Genomic DNA, 16,886 nt, shown 5'->3' on the forward strand with positions numbered 1-16,886 from the left:
TTATTTTGGTTACAATAGCCCTAACAAGTACACAATAATTTTAATGAGTTTTTTAATGCAATTTCCTGATGACGAAAATGGCCAACTTTTAGCTGAAATAGCCGCCGCTGGTATTGATTTAAGTAAAATGCACCAAGTCGATTTTTATATTTTATTTGAGCAACAAAGCGATGCAGAAAAGTTTGCCAAAGAAGTAGTAGCCGATACATTAGTACAGCATGCTGAACTCGAAAAATGCCAAGACACTGGCGTATGGGAAGTAATTACTCAAGTACAAATGGTTCCTGAGCACACTCTATTAGGCCAAGCTGAGCAATACATTGAAAGCATAGCTAATAACTTTAACGGTTACGGCGATGGTTGGGGATTAATGGACGCAGAAGAAGCTTAACCTGCATTGCCATACTAAATTATAAATCAGTTAAACCTAAGGGTTTAACTGATTAGCTTTTCTAAAACTGCCTTTATAATCAAATAGCTTATCTGCTACCTTCCAACCATATTTTTTACTTTTACGCGCAATTACAAAGTCGGGCGCAATTAAATCTAACTGTGCGTTAATTACCTGCTCTGCTGTTTTAAATTTTACGGGTGCTTGACCTTGGCCTACCCGCTTACCAAATTGCCGATTAAAAATATACGCCGCCCCTTTATTTGCAATATCGTAAACTTCGTCGCAACTTGCACCGTCTTCGTCAAAATACGTTACTTTAATCATCTCATTTTTAAGCTGCGTTACACTTAAACCACTACAGCGAAGTACGAGTGCATCTTTTAAGTTTAAAGCATTGCGTAATTTATCATCAGGGTCGGCCATCACCGCACCGCAATCATGGCATTTACGTGCGGCTATATCGTTTTGCGCACCACATTCATCACACTCTTTAAAGCGAAAACGATAATCGCACTGCTCTTTATTACCTTCATCATCTTCTAGCAAGCCCTTACAGCGCCTACCAAAGTGTTCAATAACCTTTCCTGTAGAGTCAGTTTTACCCCAATAAATATTAGCAAAGCCACAGCCAGGACAAAGCACTTGTACCGGCTCGTTATCGCTATCGCCTTTTTTATCGCCGACCTCAGGGTGAAACAAATCAAAACCATTTCCGGCATAATCGATCACCAAACAATCTGTTTTTGACTCGGCTAATCTAAGCCCTCTGCCGACAATTTGCTGGTATAAACTCACCGACTCAGTAGGGCGTAAAATAGCAATAAAATCAACATGAGGTGCATCAAACCCGGTGGTGAGTACCGATATATTAACCAGGTATTTTAATTGCTTGGCTTTAAATTGCTTAATTATTTTATCGCGTTCGCTATTAGGTGTGTCACCTGTAATTAAGGCGCTTTGCTGATGAGGTAAATAGCTTAAAATTTCTTCTGCGTGCATAACCGTAGCGGCAAAAATCATAATACCTTGACGACTTTCACTGTACTGCATTACTTGTTGTAAAATGGCTTGCGTTGCCCGTGCGCTGTTTTTTAGTAACGCATTCATATCCTCATTAGTATAACGGCCAAATGCGTCACTGGTTAACGCCGAAAAGTCGTAATGACTAATCGCCGCATCCACTTCATTGGGTGGCGTTAAATAGTTATGTTTGATCATATAGCGCAGCGGTAATTCAAAAATACAGCTTTTAAATGGGCTGTCTTTATTGCCCCGCACAAAACCATGATAGTGATGATGATAAATCCACCCCATACCTAACCGATAAGGCGTTGCCGTTAACCCTAATACTTTTAACTGCGGATTATGCGCTTGCAAGGCATTAATAACTTTACCGTATTGGCTTTTTTTATCACCATTAACTCTATGGCACTCATCAATTATTAACAGTGAATAATGCTCATTAAGCTGATCTAAATTACGCGATAGCGACTGCACACTAGCAAAAGTAACCTGATGGTTTAACGATTTTTCTTTTAATCCTGCCGAAAATATACTCGCCTCAAGCCCAAAGCTTTTATACTTTTGTGAGTTTTGCTCTACCAGCTCTTTTACATGCGCCAGTACTAATATTTTTTGTTTAGCTATACGCGCAAGCTCAGCAATTACCAAACTTTTACCCGCACCAGTAGGTAATACTATCACTGCGGGATCATTGGTTTTTCTAAAGTGTAAAACGGTACGTTCAACCGCCTCGATCTGATAAGGTCTTAGAGTGTAGGTCATGAGATAATTATTGAATTTGAAGTGATAGGAAGTTTAGGAAGTTTAGCAAGTTACAGGATGTAAGTCGCAGATTACTATAGTTGAGAGAGCGATACTTTAATAGTTAAGTCTCTATTAAGTTCACAGTTTTATCTGGGATCTATAAGATAAAAACATTATTTATAAAAAGCACTGAGTATTTCAATACTCAGTGCTTTATTTAAAAGTATTAAACTTGCGTTTAACATTTAATTATAAGAAATGATTTATCTAAAAGTTTTGTTCAATTTTGAAAAATATACTTCTACCTAGTACATCATATAATGATGTAGAGGCATCACGATAACCTCTAAAACCGTCATACCACTGAGGTGCTTCTTTATCAAACACATTATTAACACCAAGAACTACTTTGCCATTCCAATCATGACTATAAGAAACTTGGATATTATGTTTAATATAGCTTGGAATATTGGCTAGGCTTGCATTACCAAACTCATCTGCACCCGATTCTTGATCACCAATGTAATAAGTTGTCCATGCTGCGCCAAGATCTCCATTTTTCCAATCAAGTGTCGCGTTACCACGAAGCTCAGGGTAATCTTGCAGACCTGCATAGTCAAATGGATCAGCACCTTCTTCAGTTACTTCAACATAGTCTTTGACATAGCTCATTTCACCTTTAAGTGCAAAAGTACCAACATCAGATTCGAACATATAAGCGGTTTTGAAATCAAAGCCTGAAGTTTTGAGGCTTGCCATATTTTGATCAAAACTATACATAGTATCGATTTTACCTGTGTTAGGGTCACGTACAATCGCTGGAATGCTGCCATTGTCTTGCTCATCTTTTAATAAACGTGCAACACTGATTGCTGCAATACGATTATTTAAAGTAATATCGTAATATGAAAGCTCGACAGATAAATTATCAGTAACATTCCAAACAAAGCCAGTTGTAAATGAGTCACCTTCTTCTGGCTCTAAATCTGGATTACCACCGAACCACGTTTTATGTTGTTGTGATCCATTTGGGTTACAGTAAATTGCATCAGAACCAGCATTACCTTGTGTGTCACACCAAAGAGTATCATATGATTTTTCAAAGCTAAGCGATTGGCTAGAAAACATCTCGCCCATATTTGGAGCTCTAAATGACTCACCCCAGCTAGCTCTTACTAAAAGCTCATCCATCGGACGCCAAGCAATACCAATTTGTGGTGCAACATTATTGAACTCACCACTTACAAACTGAGAACCTACGTCACCTTCTTGTTCATATTTGTCATAACGAATAGCAGCGTTTATATCAATATTAAACGGTAAGCTTGCTTGAATTTCTGTGTATACAGAAGTACGGTTGCGATCCGCATTAACATCATCACCACCTGAACCACCTGAAATTCCACCTAGAGCAGACTGTGGATCACTATTTTGATTGAATTCTACTTTTTCATATTCCGCACCTACAACACCAGCAATAGAAATATCGCCATTATCAAATAATGTAGTCGATGCTAATGTATCAAATTGCGTACTAAGAAATCTCGCCTGATACACGCCTGTATGGGCAGCTTGACCATACAAATCTTTCATGCCTGCATCCCAATCAGTAAAACTTGCTCCTCCAGTATTAAAAACATCGTATTCACCAGAGTCTATTAACTTTTGAACCACAGAATCATTTATTAAATTGGTTCCAAACGAATTTGTAGTTGAACGACTATGTTGTATGTTAAACTCCCAATCAATACCATGTCCAATATTGCTAAAACCAACAATCCCACCCAAGAAATCAATAGTATTAATTTCTGTACGTGTATCACGATCACCAAGATTAGCTGAACGCATATAAAGTGTTAAATCCTCACCAGCTGGGTTCATTGGATTAGACGCAGCCATCGTAGGGTAAGTAGTTGAAACAGGAGTTCCCGCATAACGTGAATCTGTTTCAGAAAAAGATGCACTTGCACGGCCTCTGAACTTAATATCTTCTGCTAGTTCATAATTAAAATTAGAAAGTACTGAGTTCTGTACTACATCACCAAATAATTTAGTAACCTCACCATAATTATATAAACAACGCCCACCTGAATTAACAGTATTATTAGCTTCGGCACACATATCAGAGTTTGAAACCCAACCACTAGCGCCAACACCATTTGGTACAGAACTAAATGATGAATAATCTCCATACGTTGGATCGTCTAATTTCCAGATATCTTTATCGAATACTGAATCAGCTTCGTAGTATTCGTATGATAGTGTAATGTTACCTTTGTCACCTGCATAACCAGAACTAATATTGAAACGGTTAGTATCACCGCCTTCTACGCTTGGAAGCTCTGTATCATAAGAAAAGCTTAAACCGTTAAAGTCTTTTTTAGTAATAATGTTAATAACACCAGCAACCGCATCAGAACCATAAACTGCTGATGCACCTTCACGTAAAATCTCAATACGTTCAACAATAGCCATTGGGATACGTGATGTATCCGCCGCTGCACCTGAAGATGAACTTGTGCCTGGCATACGGCGACCATCAAGTAAAACTAGAGTATATTGCGCACCAAGACCACGCATATTGATATTACTAGTAGCTGCTGCGCCATTACCGTAACCAGACATACCACGCCAAGAACCAAAGCTATTAACTGAGGTGTTATTTAAAACATCAGCAACAGATGCTTCACCCGAAAGTTGTAAATCAGCCGCAGTAATAACTGTTACTGGTGACGCAGTTTCCATATCAACTTGTTTGATACGTGATCCTGTAACCTCTACACGTTCAATCTTTTCTTTTTTCTCAGCAGCAAAAGAACTAGCTGAAAATATAGCAGTTGAAGCCGCACTAAAAGCAATCGCTAAGCGAACAGCTTTTGAAACTTTATTATTTAACATTTGATTCTCCCAAGAATACTATTTTATTTTTTTATATTTAATCATCTGATTACGAATAAACAATGATTATGCAACCAATGATAATACTATGAGAACAGAAAGGTCAACATAAAATTAACTTTAAGTGACCTGTCATTATCATATATCACACTTAATCACCGCTATTAGTACTGGCCGTTTACAAAAAGTCTTTTGGTAAGTGCGATACAAATTAAAAAATAAAAATAACCCATTGTTTTTAAAGTAGTTTACTTCAGTGTTATTTTCGACTGTAGTTTAATTGAAATCATACTTGTTAACTTTCGGCATGTGAATTTTTGTAAACAGTTTATTTAATCAGTTTCACACTTTGATTTTTTACTGATTATTAAGCTTAAAACAAGGTGCTTTGGGTTGAGTTTGGCTGTACGCCAAGTGCGCTTAGAATCATATCGGCAACAGGTTCTAGCTGCCGCTGTATATAAAGAGGGTAATTGAGGGTGTTATTTGCATTGTAAATTTCAGCGCCATTAATAGCATAAACATATTCTATTATTTGGCCGCGCTTTACATCAAAGTCGGGGTTATTCGCTTTATATTTTTTTACTGCTTGCACATGCGGGGGAATATTTTTTACATAGTCACTTAAATTTTGGCCTAAACGTTTACGGTATATAAGTTTTTTATCAAACTCCCCTGCGTATAGTTTTTTAGTGTAGCTTTTTATAATATCGTTTAATTGCTCTATTTTAAATTGTTGATCAAATAATGTTTTAAAAAGTTCAGTTTGAAACTCTTGAGCAAACTGGGTCCAATCGCTGCGCACGGTTTCCATTCCTTTAAAAATGAGCTGCTTGGCGTTGTTTTTATCAATTTGGCCAACGTAACGTTTTTTTGAGCCTATTTTTTTTCCTCTTATGGTAGGCATAAAAAACGGGCTGTAATGGGTTTCAAACTCTATTTCTAAATAACTGGTCAACAAAAAGCGAGTTTTAATGCTATCAGACCAGCGTTTGTTAATAATTTGCATCACATCATTGCCTATTTCATTGCAATCTGTAGCATTTAAGCGCTCATTTACTTTTACAAATATTGAATCTGTGTCGCCATAAATAACCTCATAACCCAGCTCTTCAATCCATTTTCGGGTGGTTTGCATGATTTCGTGTCCCCTCAGTGTAATTGAACTTGAGAGCCTTGGATCGTAAAACCGGCAACCTTTAGAGCCTAATACGCCATACAAGCTGTTCATTATTATTTTTATTGCCTGAGAAAGCATTGGCTGGTTGGTGTCTTTGGCTTTTTGGCGAGTACGGGTTAAGTGCTTAATTAATTTGGGTAGGTGATGCAGCTCGCGTGAAAATAGTGCGTCGTTAAACCCTGCTACCGCGCTTTCGGGAGAGTTTAGTCCTTCTATAAGGCCTAATGGATCAATACAAAAAGTGCGCATAATTGACGGGTACAAGCTTTTAAAGTCGAGCACTAATACATTTTCATATAAACCAGGAGTCGACTCCATTACATAACCGCCAGGGCTTTCGAACGATAAGCCATGATCGCCTAAATTAGGTGCAACATAGCCACTGCGATGTAATAAGGGTAAATATAGGTTGGTAAATGCAGCTACCGAGCCGCCCATACGCTCTAGTTCAAGCCCCGTAAGTTGCGTTCTTACTATGGCAAATTCAAATAGCTTTAACTTAACAAAAATTCTATTTACTAATATACAGTCTTGGCGGTTATAAGCGGCAAGTGCGAGCTTGTCGTGATTAAATTGACGAATAATTTCGCTAAGGCGATTATCTGCTTGAATTAACTTAGACTCGCCCAGCACTTTATGAGAAATATTAGCTAACGAATAACTATCAAAATGATAAGTGGCATTTTTTAGTGTATCTATACCATCTATTACGCTGCGCCCAGGTAAAGTAAGCCGGGTGTAATGACCCGTTCTAATTGTTAAAGGTTGTTGATCTCTGCCTAAATTTAGCACCAGTCCTAATGCTTCTGCGCGCGCGTTAAGTACGCTAAAATCAAATTCAATTACATTCCAACCTACAATCACATCCGGATCGTTACTAGTAATGTAGCACTGTAATTTTTGCAGTAGATTTATTTCATCAACGCACCAGTCAATATTAAATGCGTTACTGTGAGGCTGTGGCTCGCCAATCATTAATACACAATCTAGGCCATTGCCAACTAATCCAACCGAAAATAACACCCCCTCCCCGTTACATTCTATATCTAATGAAAGCGACGCAAGCTGTGGCGTATAATCTGGATTAGCTTTTAGTTTTGCTTGAGTAATTTCGATAAAGCCATTTTTTTGTAGCGCCTTTCCAGTTACCCACACTCCTCCTTTAATAAAGCGCTCCATTAAAAACCGGTCACTGTGGCGAATATCGCCTTCGTATATATTTATTTGCTGCTCAAGCTGGGCTCTCGCTTTATAAAGGCTATTACTGTCGTCAAAATAGCAAGCTGTGCAGTCAACACCACTAAAGTGGCGCATATTAACCGCTTTAAAACTTACCTTTATTTTGGCTTTGGCTAATAACGTTTGTGCAAGAGGGAGTTGTTGTTGCGCAATAAAAAATACGGCTTGCTGGTTTTCAACAACCACCTTTATAGGCCCATACTCAGAGCTTAACCAATAACACAAAGTGAGGCCCTGCCTGTTTTTAGACGAGTATTGTTGCCTTGATAAAATAAAGCCCTGATAGATTGCTTGTGTCAATGTCCGATCCCACTTAATATATACACTGTAATTATATACATACTTTAGGTAATCATCACATGCTATCGAGCTCATTAAAAAAAACTATTAGGCAAGTACATCAGCATGTGGCTAATAACCTAAGTGATTACCGCCCGCGTAGCAGCCAAAATTACTTAGTTGCCGAAATAGCAAAAACGCTAGCGGGGGAATATCACAAAAAACAACGTATTTGCGTTATAGAAGCAGGTACAGGCACAGGCAAGTCTCTGGCGTATTGTTTAGGCGCTCTGCCACTAGCGCTAGCACAAAAAAAGAAATTGGTTATTTCAACCGCCACAGTTGCGCTGCAGGAGCAGTTAATAGCCAAAGAATTGCCTTTTTTTAAAAAGCATTCAGGGCTTAGTTTTAAGTTTGATTTAGTTAAAGGTCGGCAGCGATACATTTGCGCTCATAAACTACACAATGCGGTTAACGGTGATAGCCAAACACAAATGGAGTTTATGCCTACGCTTAGCTCCCCTTTAAGCGTAATGGAAACCAAATGTTTAAATGAGCTTTACACCGCTTATACAACTAAAAAATGGCAAGGCGACAGAGACAGCTGGGCCGACACGGTTCCCGATAAAGTATGGGGATTAATAGCCTGCGATAAACATTCGTGCCAGCGCCAAATGAAAGCGCATCAAACCTGCCCGTTTCAGCTTGCTCGCCAGCAATTAATGCAAATGGATGTACTGGTGATAAACCACTCTTTATTACTTGCAGATTTGGACTTAGGCGGGGGTAAAATTTTACCCGAACCCGACAACACTATTTATGTAATTGATGAAGCGCACCATTTAGCGCATATTACTCGCGACTTTTCATCTGCGGCAGCGACAATAAAAGGCACCATAGAGTGGCTCGATAAGCTCACTAAATTTAGCGGAAAAATGGCTAAAGTAATAGTGGGTCAAAAGGCGATAGGGCAAAACTTTAAGCTTTGCGATAGCATTAACGACGCCAACAAAGATTTAAAAGTAGTACGCGACATTCTCGATAATGCTGATTTTGAATATTCAAAAGATGATACTTACAGATTCGAAAATGGCGAAATTCCACAGTCATTACACAGTAAAGCCAAAGATATTAGCGAAGCCACGCAAGATGCACTGCGCTGCTTAAGTAAAATGCACGACACGCTAACTCAAGATGTAAGCGACGGCGATATAAAACCCTACGTAGCCGACCCTATTTTAGGCGAGAGCGGACAATACATAAATCGTTTAGAGCAATTAAATAAGCTGTGGTTTAGCTATGCAAATAAAGGCGAAGGCACACCCCATGCTAGGTGGATAAAGCGCCTTGAATATAAAAACCACCATGACCATTTATTAAGCGACTGCCCTATTGAAGTAGGTTACTACTTAAAAGACAAGCTATGGAGCGAGTGCGCGGGCGCGGTTTTATGCTCGGCTACATTAAGTGCTTTAGGCTCGTTTGATCATTTTGCTTACGAAACAGGCCTTGCCAAAGAAGAAGGCGTTAAGTTTATTAAAGTGCCCTCGCCTTTTGATTATCCTAATCAAGCCACTTTGCGTATTCCGGTCTCTAAAATTGAACCAACCGATAAAGCGTTTAGCGATCACTTAGCCAATACTCTGCCTGAGTATTTAGATACCAAAAAAGCCAACCTAGTATTGTTTGCTTCTTACTGGCAAATGGACCATGTATCAAAGTTTCTTAGAACAAAAGGTTTTAACTTATTAGTACAAGGCGAAATGTCGCGTGAAGCAATGCTTAAATTACATACTAAAAATATTGATGAAGGCAAAGGTAGCATTTTATTTGGCACTCAAAGCTTATCAGAAGGCCTTGATTTACCAGGTAAATACCTAGAAAACCTAATAATTACAAAAATTCCTTTTGCCGTACCCACCTCGCCAATTGAAGAAGCGCAAGCCGAGTTTGTACAAAGTAAAGGCGGCAATCCTTTTTTATCAATAACCGTTCCCGATGCGGCAAAGAAATTGGTACAAAGCTGTGGTAGACTGCTGCGTAAAGAAAGCGATGCTGGCTGTATTACTATTCTCGATAGGCGCTTGATCACTAAGCGATACGGCAAAGCAATGCTCGACACCTTACCTCCTTTTAAAAGACAGATAGATTATTAATAATGTTTGAACTTGCACTCGATCCAACAACCTGGGCTATTTTATGTGCCGTTGCACTTGCCGCAGGTTTTATTGACGCCATCGCCGGTGGTGGTGGTATGTTAACGGTTCCTGCTTTATTAACAGCAGGCTTACCACCGCATTTAACGCTTGGCACAAATAAATTAGCCGCAAGCTTTGGCTCTTTAACTGCAAGTTATACTTATTATAAAAAAGACTTATTTAATCCTAAGTTTTGGCTAGCCTCTATTTTTGCCACCGCCATTGGCGCATTAATAGGCACTTTAATAGTTGATCATTTAAGTATCGACTTCTTAAATAAATTATTACCTATAATTATAATTGTTGTAGCCTGCTATAGCTTGTTTGGTAGTTTAAGCACCACAGAGGAAAGTGAGCTACCTAAGCTTACGCAAACAATGAAAATAAAGCAGTGGCTGCAAGGTTTAAGCTTAGGTTTTTTTGATGGCTTAGCAGGACCAGGTACAGGCACCTTTTGGACCGCCTCAAACGGCATGCTATATAAAATGAACCTACTGCTAAATTGTGGTTTATCGCGTTCAATGAACTTTGTGTCTAACTTTATTTCACTTATTACTTTTGTAGCACTAGGCCATGTTAATTTTTTACTGGGTATTACTATGGGCTTTTTTATCATGCTAGGCGCATGGTTTGGCGCGCATTCAGCAATACGCTTTGGCAGTAAGTTTATTCGTCCAGTATTTAATACTATGGTTATATTATTAGCACTAAAACTTATTTACGAGGCTTACTTTTAATATGCACTCACCCGCTTTTGATAAACTACGCCAACAAGTTGCAACCTTAAAGCAGCAAGCCGAGCAATTTGATAAAGCCAAACTGTTTTCTAAAAACCGTTATATGCAAGCGCAACCAAGCTTATTTGACCGTGCTGTTTTTAGTACTAAAAGTATGAACCTAGCCGACTATGTAACCGAAATAGAAGACGAAGTATCGTCTTTACCACCAAGTGAGCATCGCCATGCATACACCTATGCACTTGAGCGTATAGCAACACAAGTACAAGCTGTTTTTAATGTTATTAAATCAACCCCTATTTGGATAAAAGAAAATAAAAGTCACTATAAACCACGCCCCAAACAAGCCGTTTATAAACAAGCAGTGCAACAAGTAATACAATCATCTCATGAGCTTTATGACGAACTTAAACAAAATCACGAGTTTGAACGCCGATTATTGTTAATGATTGAAGAGCGTAAAATGCAAATGGATAAAGCAACCCCGGCTAAAGCACAAAAGCTAAATATGGAAATATTAACAACGCATGCACGCTTAGGGCGCTGTAGAAAAGCGATTTCCGCCACCGAAGAAAAAATACAACGTGTAGAAAAACAACAACTTCGCTAAACACTTTAAGTATGTTTTACAATACCAATCAAGCCACTAACTAATTAACCGTTAATAAATAGCTGTAAAACTACACCCTCGATTTATACTGCACCTTGGTATAAACTCAATTAAATGGATTAAAAACGAGCGAGTGGAATATGCAATTACATGAAGATATACATAACTTTTATGAAAAATTTGTTTTAGAAGAAATAATTAATCGCAAACTTAATGAACAATATACTGATGATGTAATGGCCGATTTTTGCTGTACTGTTTTAAATCAACTGCCTTCTCGCTATATTCGCTCCGACGTAGATATGGCCTATTATTTATCACAAACAGAGCGTATGCATATGCAACAGCGGGTGCAAACAGCCATTGATGTAGCAATTAGCCAAATTGCAAAAAAGAAACCTCAGCATGAGCAATAATCTACAACAAGCACCAACCCATATAAAACTCGCAGTCGATTTAATTATGCTACTAGAGCAACACGACGTTGCTCCTGATGAAGTACTTAAAGCACTCGAAATAGTAAAAAGCGACTTCGAAAAAAAGCAGAGTAATAAGCTAGCTTTGTGATTTTTGAATTAACAGTAACAACTGCGCTGTGGCGGTTGCATCGGCAAGCGCTCGGTGATGGCTGGTTAAGTTTAAATTAAAGTGCTTTGACAAATTACCCAACGAGTACGACTTTAAGCCCGCAAAGGCTTTACGCGATTCCACCACAGTGCACAACTTGGGCATTTTAAAAGGCACCTTTGCCATTTCGCATTCTTTTTTAATAAACCCGTAGTCAAAGTTAACATTGTGCGCAACAAAAATGCTTCCCGCTAATTTAGCCATTAAAGGTTTTACTATATCTGCAAATACTGGCGCATTACTTACCATGCTATCGCTAATACCGGTTAACGACGTGATAAACCCTGGTATATGTCGCTGTGGGTTAACTAAAGTAGTCCATGTATCGATTACTTTGCCATGCTGTACTTTAACTAAGCCAATTTCGGTTATTTTGTTACCGCCTTTTAATGCGCCTGTCGTTTCTAAATCAACTACGCTGTAAATGCGGTTGGGATCTATAAACCATTTAACAACGGCTATATGTACCTCAAAACCACTGCTCTTTAAGTTATCTATAGTCGTTAATTGGTTGCGCCTTAGCTTGTCGCCTGGGGCTTTTACTTCTTCAAAATGTACTTTGCCGTTATGGATAACCATTAAGTCGGGGTAGCCGTCTTTTAGCTGTAAATAATGTTTACTCATATTAGTTAAGTGAGTAATTAACGCCTCAATTGGGCTATTTAAAATCAGCGCTTCTAGTGGTTGTAATAACTCGTTATGCCATTTAAATAAACCGTTAGGTTGATCAAAGTATTGCGCTGCATTTTTACATACTAATTTAAGTAATGCCTGAGGTGTTTGGCATTGTGCTAAGCGCTCATTTATTTGTGCTGGTTGCGCTGCATAAAAATTACCAAGCCTTAATACTTGCGGATAAATATCAAACTCATTGCATGGCGGATAAGGGGTATCAATAAATAATTCGTGCCAAAATACTAAACCAAACAAACTTTGCCACAATGTGTTTTCGGTATTAAATACCTGCATACCTTGGCCAGTGTAATAATCGTTTACGCCTTGCTCTACTTCACCTCGGTATAATTCGTCAATTTCGAGTACGCACTGAGTGTCAGCAAGCATAGTGCTTAAACGCGAACGCGTTTGCTTATTAAATTTACGCATTAAAAAGTCGTCAGCAAAATACAGTAAATCATCCGTTAGCGGATTTTCAATAATGGCTTCTAAGCGTGCTTTTACCCACTGTTTATTACCAAGCCTGTATTGCTCTCTTATTTGAATTTCGTGTGCTTCGCTATCATCAACACACCCTTCAAGTAAACTAAAAGCAAGTTCGCTATTGGTGTTTTTTAACTGTTTAAAAAGCTGTACTAATAACTTATTTTTAAGCGCAACAGCTATTGCACCATACGCAGCTTGCACTAGAACCTGCGGCGCTAAAGCAACGTAATCGTTCTCATCAGTTATATTTTTAAATGCTAATCGGTAACGGTTTAATAAATAGTTTGATTGCCCCTCGGCCTTCGTTTCAAAGCGCGATAAGCTCTCGCTATGCCCTTCACGCGTAGCGGTTAAACCTAAGTCTCGCATTACAAAACGGTTTTGATGATTCACATCACCACTGCTTAGTTTACCTGCAAATAAAAACTCAAAATACTCATAATAATCGCTGCGATTATTAATTACATACTGGCTATAAAGCGGTGCAAGCTCGTGCGGGCAGCTTTTAAAAAACTCACGGGCACTATTCACCAGCGCGCCTTTAGCGGCGCTCTTTTTATAGCTTATTTGTTCGTCGTAATTACTTAGTAACTCTAGTAAAGCAGGTTTGGTTAAGTGCGCCAAAAGCTGTGAATAATGCTGCTCGTTCGGCTCAAATAAAATACCTGCTTTTTTTAGCGTATAAATAGCCTGATGCGGCGAGATTATTTCTTCATAAGTGAGGGACTGCGCTTGTACTAAATAGGGTTTGCGCGAATACACGCGCGCCAACATACACTGGCTTTGCTCATCAAGCTGATTAATTTTATTAATAAATTCGCTGTGCTTGGGCTCAAGTAAGTGCATACATTTACTTGTTACAAACTCAATAAGCTCTCTAAAATGCGCTAAATAGTATTTTGCTGGTAATTCTTTTTTCATAACATTGCCATGGCTGTATATAAAAACAGTATCTAGCATTTATGCTTATTATTCAATCTTAAAGTTGTAACCAGTAATGCTTTGAGTTATCAGGCGTTAATTAGGATTAGATTTAGCACCATTAATAGTGCTAATAATATTATTTCTTACGCTAATTATGATGCTGCAGCCCTTGCTGTGGACGCCAGTGCGCAGTGGATTGCTAACTTTGCAATTACTATGACCTTCCCTATTATGCTTGCCAATATAGGCCTTGCCGGTGCTTACGGATTTTATGCGTTATCGGCACTTATAAGCCTGTTTTTTGTTGTTAAATACATTAAAGAAACGCGCGGTAAAACGCTCGAATCTATGTGATTTTTAAAAGCGGTGATATTAGTCGCCGCTTTGCCTTTACATACAATAGCGCCATTTAATAATGGCGATTTAAATAACCTAAAGGTTAAATAGCAATCTATGCTCATTTATTTTAACTTTATGGTCATTGTTCTATTGCCTTTTATTATAAGTAATCTATTTAAATTCCTTTTTAGAATATCAAAAGTTAGCTATTGTCCGCCAATTGCAACTTTATGTGTCTACCAAAATGAAAAAACAGTTAATATCAGGCTTAGCTTTAACGTGCGCGTTGGGCTCATTTAGTACATTTGCTACGAATGGTTATTTTACTCACGGCTACGGCATGACCCACAAAGGTATGGCTGGCGCAGGTGTAGCGCTGTCAGAAGAGCTAATGTCTGGCGCTAATAATCCAGCAACCTTTTTACCAAACGGAACACAGCTATCTCTGGGCTTAGAGCTTTTTCTCCTGGGCGAAAATACACTGCATCAAAAGTAGATACTTTTTACCCTGGCGCATTTTATCTTGCAGCAAAAACACAAAAAAGCGACAACACCGTGTTTGCAATTCCAGAATTTGCTATTGGTCATCAATTAAATGAAAAAGTAAATATTACGGCGGTATGAATACCGAGTACAGCGCAGAGTCCGCTCCTGAAGGCACCTTTTACGCTGGTATGGCAGGCGTTGATTTAAAGCAACTCTTTATTAGCCCAACCTTAAGCTATAAGTTGAATGAACAAACACGCCTTGGTGTATCCCCCATTTACGTGGTGCAACAGTTTGAAGCACAAGGGCTTGAAAACTTTGCTCCTTTTTCGCAATCACCAGAAGCGCTTACTAATAATGGCACAGATACAAGTACAGGGTTTGGTGTTCAATTAGGTAAAGCCATGCAATTAACTCATCGCTTAGTTTAGGCGCAAGTTACCGCTCAGCAGTGTCGATGGAAGAGTTTGATAGCTATAAAGGTTTGTTTGCAGAGCAAGGCGGATTTGATCTGCCAAGTTCGTTTCAACTTGGTGCAGCTTATAAGCTTACACCCAGTAATCAGGTGGTATTTGATTGGCAAAAAATCAATTACAGCGAAGTAAAAAGTATTGCAAATCCAATCAATAACTTAATGTCAGCGCCTTTAGGAGCTAACGCCGGCGCTGGATTTGGCTGGAACGATATGACTATTTATAAGCTTGGTTATCAGTGGCAGCGTACACCGCAACAAAAGATTCGCTTTGGGGTGTCTTACACCGAGCAACCTATTCCTTCGTCCCAAGTTATATTAAATATTTTAGCGCCAGGCGTTCAAGAGTGGCATTTTACAACGGGCTTTAGCCATTCTTTTACCAACAAGGTACAATTAAACGCTATGGCTTTTTATTCGCCAGCAAAAAAAGTAACAGGTGCTAACTACTTAGCGCCGAATCAGCAAGTATCAATCGAAATGAAACAAACCGGTTTAGGTGTTTCTATTGTTTGGGAAATTTAAAAAATGGTAACAGAATTCACCCCAGTGTCGGCTGCAATAGGCGGTGCATTAATAGGTATAGCGTGTACGTTATTACTGGTTTTATACGGAAAAATTGCAGGCATCTCGGGCATTGTTAAGTCTGTATTTGCTAAAGCAAATTCGGGCTCTCGTTGGCAGTTATACTTTATTTTAGGGTTGTTGTTAGCAGGTGTAGCTGTAAGAGTATTTGCGCCTTCTTTATTAGAAGGCGAATTACAGTTGTCGCCTTGGCTTATTATTGTTGCGGGGCTTTTAGTTGGCGTAGGTACAACTTTAGCTAATGGATGTACAAGTGGCCATGGCGTGTGCGGCATGTCGCGTTTTTCTACCCGCTCTTGGGTTGCAACGTGTACATTTATGCTCGTCGCCATTATTACAGCAAACCTGGTAGGATAAATAATGAAAGCAATTATGATGGTTGTTATAGGCTTTATATTTGGCTTAGGGCTTATTATTAGCGGTATGACAAACCCCGCTAAAGTAATTAACTTTCTTACCTACGGGAACCAATGGGACGCAAGTTTAATTATAGTGATGGCTGTTGCCATGCTAATAATGATGCTTACGTGGTTATGGGTTGCAAAAAAAGAGAAGCCACTCCTTTCAGGATCATTTAACTTAAGTGATTTGAAAAAAGTTGATGCGCGCTTAATTACTGGCTCAATACTCTTTGGTTTAGGCTGGGGTTTAAGTGGCATATGCCCAGGCCCGGGCTTGGTTCAATTAGTGTCTTTTAAAGTGGAATTTTTGTTGTTTTTTGCGGCCGTGCTAGGCGGTATGTGGCTAACTAAAAAGCTTACTTAAGTTTGATTTTAAAGGCTGTTTAAGTAATCCATTAATACCAGGTGTTAATGGATTACTTAAAGGTAATTAGCCAGCACTTATTATCCGAATTTAGGCCTTTTAATACTCAAGACTAAGTGGCTAATTAATTGTGTAGAGTAGCGCTAAAAAAACGCCCCTAAAAGGAGCGTTTAATTAAACCCAAAACAGATTAACTGTATGGGTTGGTGCAATTTGGGATTACAT

15 protein-coding genes and 1 pseudogene are annotated in these 16,886 nt (G+C 38.8%); 12 read left to right on the top strand and 4 right to left on the bottom strand.

Features of this window, described 5'->3' with window-relative positions:
- Positions 1 to 55 precede the first annotated feature (55 nt).
- Positions 56 to 391 carry a ribonuclease E inhibitor RraB gene (locus AAEZ18_RS07580; RefSeq protein WP_011328642.1) on the top strand — a complete coding sequence of 112 codons (336 nt, stop codon included), beginning with the start codon at positions 56 to 58 and terminating at the stop codon, positions 389 to 391.
- Positions 392 to 427: 36 nt separating this feature from the next.
- Here AAEZ18_RS07580 and radD read toward each other — a convergent pair whose 3' ends face one another.
- The 3 genes from radD to AAEZ18_RS07595 all read right to left on the bottom strand — a co-directional run bounded on the left by radD (position 428) and on the right by AAEZ18_RS07595 (position 7,778).
- Positions 428 to 2,179 (bottom strand): DNA repair helicase RadD, encoded by a 1,752-nt coding sequence (gene radD, locus AAEZ18_RS07585; protein WP_350549525.1) that lies wholly within the window; start codon positions 2,177 to 2,179, stop codon positions 428 to 430.
- Between the two features lie 249 nt (positions 2,180 to 2,428).
- Positions 2,429 to 5,059 carry a TonB-dependent receptor gene (locus tag AAEZ18_RS07590; protein WP_350549528.1) on the bottom strand — a complete coding sequence of 877 codons (2,631 nt, stop codon included), beginning with the start codon at positions 5,057 to 5,059 and terminating at the stop codon, positions 2,429 to 2,431.
- A 373-nt stretch (positions 5,060 to 5,432) separates the two neighbouring features.
- Complete coding sequence (locus AAEZ18_RS07595) at positions 5,433 to 7,778, bottom strand: DNA polymerase II (protein WP_350594379.1); 2,346 nt, start codon at positions 7,776 to 7,778, stop codon at positions 5,433 to 5,435.
- A 59-nt stretch (positions 7,779 to 7,837) separates the two neighbouring features.
- Here AAEZ18_RS07595 and dinG point away from each other — a divergent pair, with 59 nt between their 5' ends.
- The 5 genes from dinG (at position 7,838) to AAEZ18_RS07620 (ending at position 11,869) form a co-directional block, all read left to right on the top strand.
- Positions 7,838 to 9,913 (top strand): ATP-dependent DNA helicase DinG, encoded by a 2,076-nt coding sequence (dinG, locus tag AAEZ18_RS07600; RefSeq protein WP_011328649.1) that lies wholly within the window; start codon positions 7,838 to 7,840, stop codon positions 9,911 to 9,913.
- 2 nt (positions 9,914 to 9,915) lie between these two features.
- Positions 9,916 to 10,692, top strand: coding sequence for a sulfite exporter TauE/SafE family protein (locus AAEZ18_RS07605; RefSeq protein WP_086999296.1), 777 nt, complete (start codon positions 9,916 to 9,918; stop codon positions 10,690 to 10,692).
- A gap of 1 nt (position 10,693) precedes the next feature.
- The gene (locus AAEZ18_RS07610; protein ID WP_086999300.1) at positions 10,694 to 11,302 is read left to right on the top strand and encodes a primosomal replication protein; all 609 of its coding nucleotides are present in this window, start codon (positions 10,694 to 10,696) and stop codon (positions 11,300 to 11,302) included.
- Between the two features lie 140 nt (positions 11,303 to 11,442).
- Entirely contained in the window at positions 11,443 to 11,718 is a 276-nt protein-coding gene (locus AAEZ18_RS07615) for a late competence development ComFB family protein (protein WP_058373746.1), read from the top strand.
- On the top strand, positions 11,708 to 11,869 hold the full coding sequence (locus tag AAEZ18_RS07620; RefSeq protein WP_086999303.1) for a YbaM family protein: 162 nt from the start codon (positions 11,708 to 11,710) through the stop codon (positions 11,867 to 11,869). Before AAEZ18_RS07615 ends, AAEZ18_RS07620 begins: the two co-directional genes overlap by 11 nt.
- Here the strand turns inward: AAEZ18_RS07620 and AAEZ18_RS07625 are convergent.
- Positions 11,858 to 14,050 (bottom strand): exonuclease domain-containing protein, encoded by a 2,193-nt coding sequence (locus AAEZ18_RS07625; protein WP_350594375.1) that lies wholly within the window; start codon positions 14,048 to 14,050, stop codon positions 11,858 to 11,860. The genes AAEZ18_RS07620 and AAEZ18_RS07625 overlap by 12 nt on opposite strands.
- A 126-nt stretch (positions 14,051 to 14,176) precedes the next feature.
- On the opposite strand from AAEZ18_RS07625, the pseudogene AAEZ18_RS07630 reads away from it, so the two are divergent.
- From AAEZ18_RS07630 to AAEZ18_RS07655, 6 genes and pseudogenes are all read left to right on the top strand, one after another.
- Positions 14,177 to 14,368 (top strand): annotated as a pseudogene (locus tag AAEZ18_RS07630) (MFS transporter); the annotation flags it as partial.
- Between the two features lie 229 nt (positions 14,369 to 14,597).
- Positions 14,598 to 14,849, top strand: a complete 252-nt coding sequence (locus AAEZ18_RS07635) for a hypothetical protein (protein WP_244181034.1) — start codon at positions 14,598 to 14,600, stop codon at positions 14,847 to 14,849.
- Positions 14,850 to 14,973: 124 nt separating this feature from the next.
- Positions 14,974 to 15,270, top strand: coding sequence for a hypothetical protein (locus AAEZ18_RS07640; RefSeq protein ID WP_244181035.1), 297 nt, complete (start codon positions 14,974 to 14,976; stop codon positions 15,268 to 15,270).
- Positions 15,271 to 15,296: 26 nt separating this feature from the next.
- On the top strand, positions 15,297 to 15,836 hold the full coding sequence (locus AAEZ18_RS07645) for an OmpP1/FadL family transporter (RefSeq protein WP_244181036.1): 540 nt from the start codon (positions 15,297 to 15,299) through the stop codon (positions 15,834 to 15,836).
- Between the two features lie 3 nt (positions 15,837 to 15,839).
- Entirely contained in the window at positions 15,840 to 16,253 is a 414-nt protein-coding gene (locus AAEZ18_RS07650) for a YeeE/YedE family protein (protein WP_309216293.1), read from the top strand.
- A 3-nt stretch (positions 16,254 to 16,256) separates the two neighbouring features.
- Complete coding sequence (locus tag AAEZ18_RS07655) at positions 16,257 to 16,661, top strand: DUF6691 family protein (protein ID WP_011328659.1); 405 nt, start codon at positions 16,257 to 16,259, stop codon at positions 16,659 to 16,661.
- Positions 16,662 to 16,886 lie beyond the last annotated feature (225 nt).

The sequence above is a fragment of the Pseudoalteromonas sp. 19-MNA-CIBAN-0066 genome, assembly GCF_040308705.1.
Classification (GTDB): domain Bacteria; phylum Pseudomonadota; class Gammaproteobacteria; order Enterobacterales; family Alteromonadaceae; genus Pseudoalteromonas; species Pseudoalteromonas nigrifaciens.

Excerpts from the sequence above, each read along its gene's own strand:
- AAEZ18_RS07635 (WP_244181034.1), top strand. The coding sequence starts at position 14,598 with ATGAAAAAACAGTTAATATCAGGCTTAGCTTTAACGTGCGCGTTGGGC.
- AAEZ18_RS07650 (WP_309216293.1), top strand. The coding sequence starts at position 15,840 with ATGGTAACAGAATTCACCCCAGTGTCGGCTGCAATAGGCGGTGCATTA.
- AAEZ18_RS07590 (WP_350549528.1), bottom strand. The coding sequence starts at position 5,059 with ATGTTAAATAATAAAGTTTCAAAAGCTGTTCGCTTAGCGATTGCTTTT.
- AAEZ18_RS07580 (WP_011328642.1), top strand. The coding sequence starts at position 56 with ATGCAATTTCCTGATGACGAAAATGGCCAACTTTTAGCTGAAATAGCC.
- dinG (WP_011328649.1), top strand. The coding sequence starts at position 7,838 with ATGCTATCGAGCTCATTAAAAAAAACTATTAGGCAAGTACATCAGCAT.
- AAEZ18_RS07645 (WP_244181036.1), top strand. The coding sequence starts at position 15,297 with ATGGAAGAGTTTGATAGCTATAAAGGTTTGTTTGCAGAGCAAGGCGGA.
- AAEZ18_RS07625 (WP_350594375.1), bottom strand. The coding sequence starts at position 14,050 with ATGCTAGATACTGTTTTTATATACAGCCATGGCAATGTTATGAAAAAA.
- AAEZ18_RS07615 (WP_058373746.1), top strand. The coding sequence starts at position 11,443 with ATGCAATTACATGAAGATATACATAACTTTTATGAAAAATTTGTTTTA.
- radD (WP_350549525.1), bottom strand. The coding sequence starts at position 2,179 with ATGACCTACACTCTAAGACCTTATCAGATCGAGGCGGTTGAACGTACC.
- AAEZ18_RS07620 (WP_086999303.1), top strand. The coding sequence starts at position 11,708 with ATGAGCAATAATCTACAACAAGCACCAACCCATATAAAACTCGCAGTC.
- AAEZ18_RS07610 (WP_086999300.1), top strand. The coding sequence starts at position 10,694 with ATGCACTCACCCGCTTTTGATAAACTACGCCAACAAGTTGCAACCTTA.
- AAEZ18_RS07655 (WP_011328659.1), top strand. The coding sequence starts at position 16,257 with ATGAAAGCAATTATGATGGTTGTTATAGGCTTTATATTTGGCTTAGGG.
- AAEZ18_RS07605 (WP_086999296.1), top strand. The coding sequence starts at position 9,916 with ATGTTTGAACTTGCACTCGATCCAACAACCTGGGCTATTTTATGTGCC.
- AAEZ18_RS07640 (WP_244181035.1), top strand. The coding sequence starts at position 14,974 with ATGAATACCGAGTACAGCGCAGAGTCCGCTCCTGAAGGCACCTTTTAC.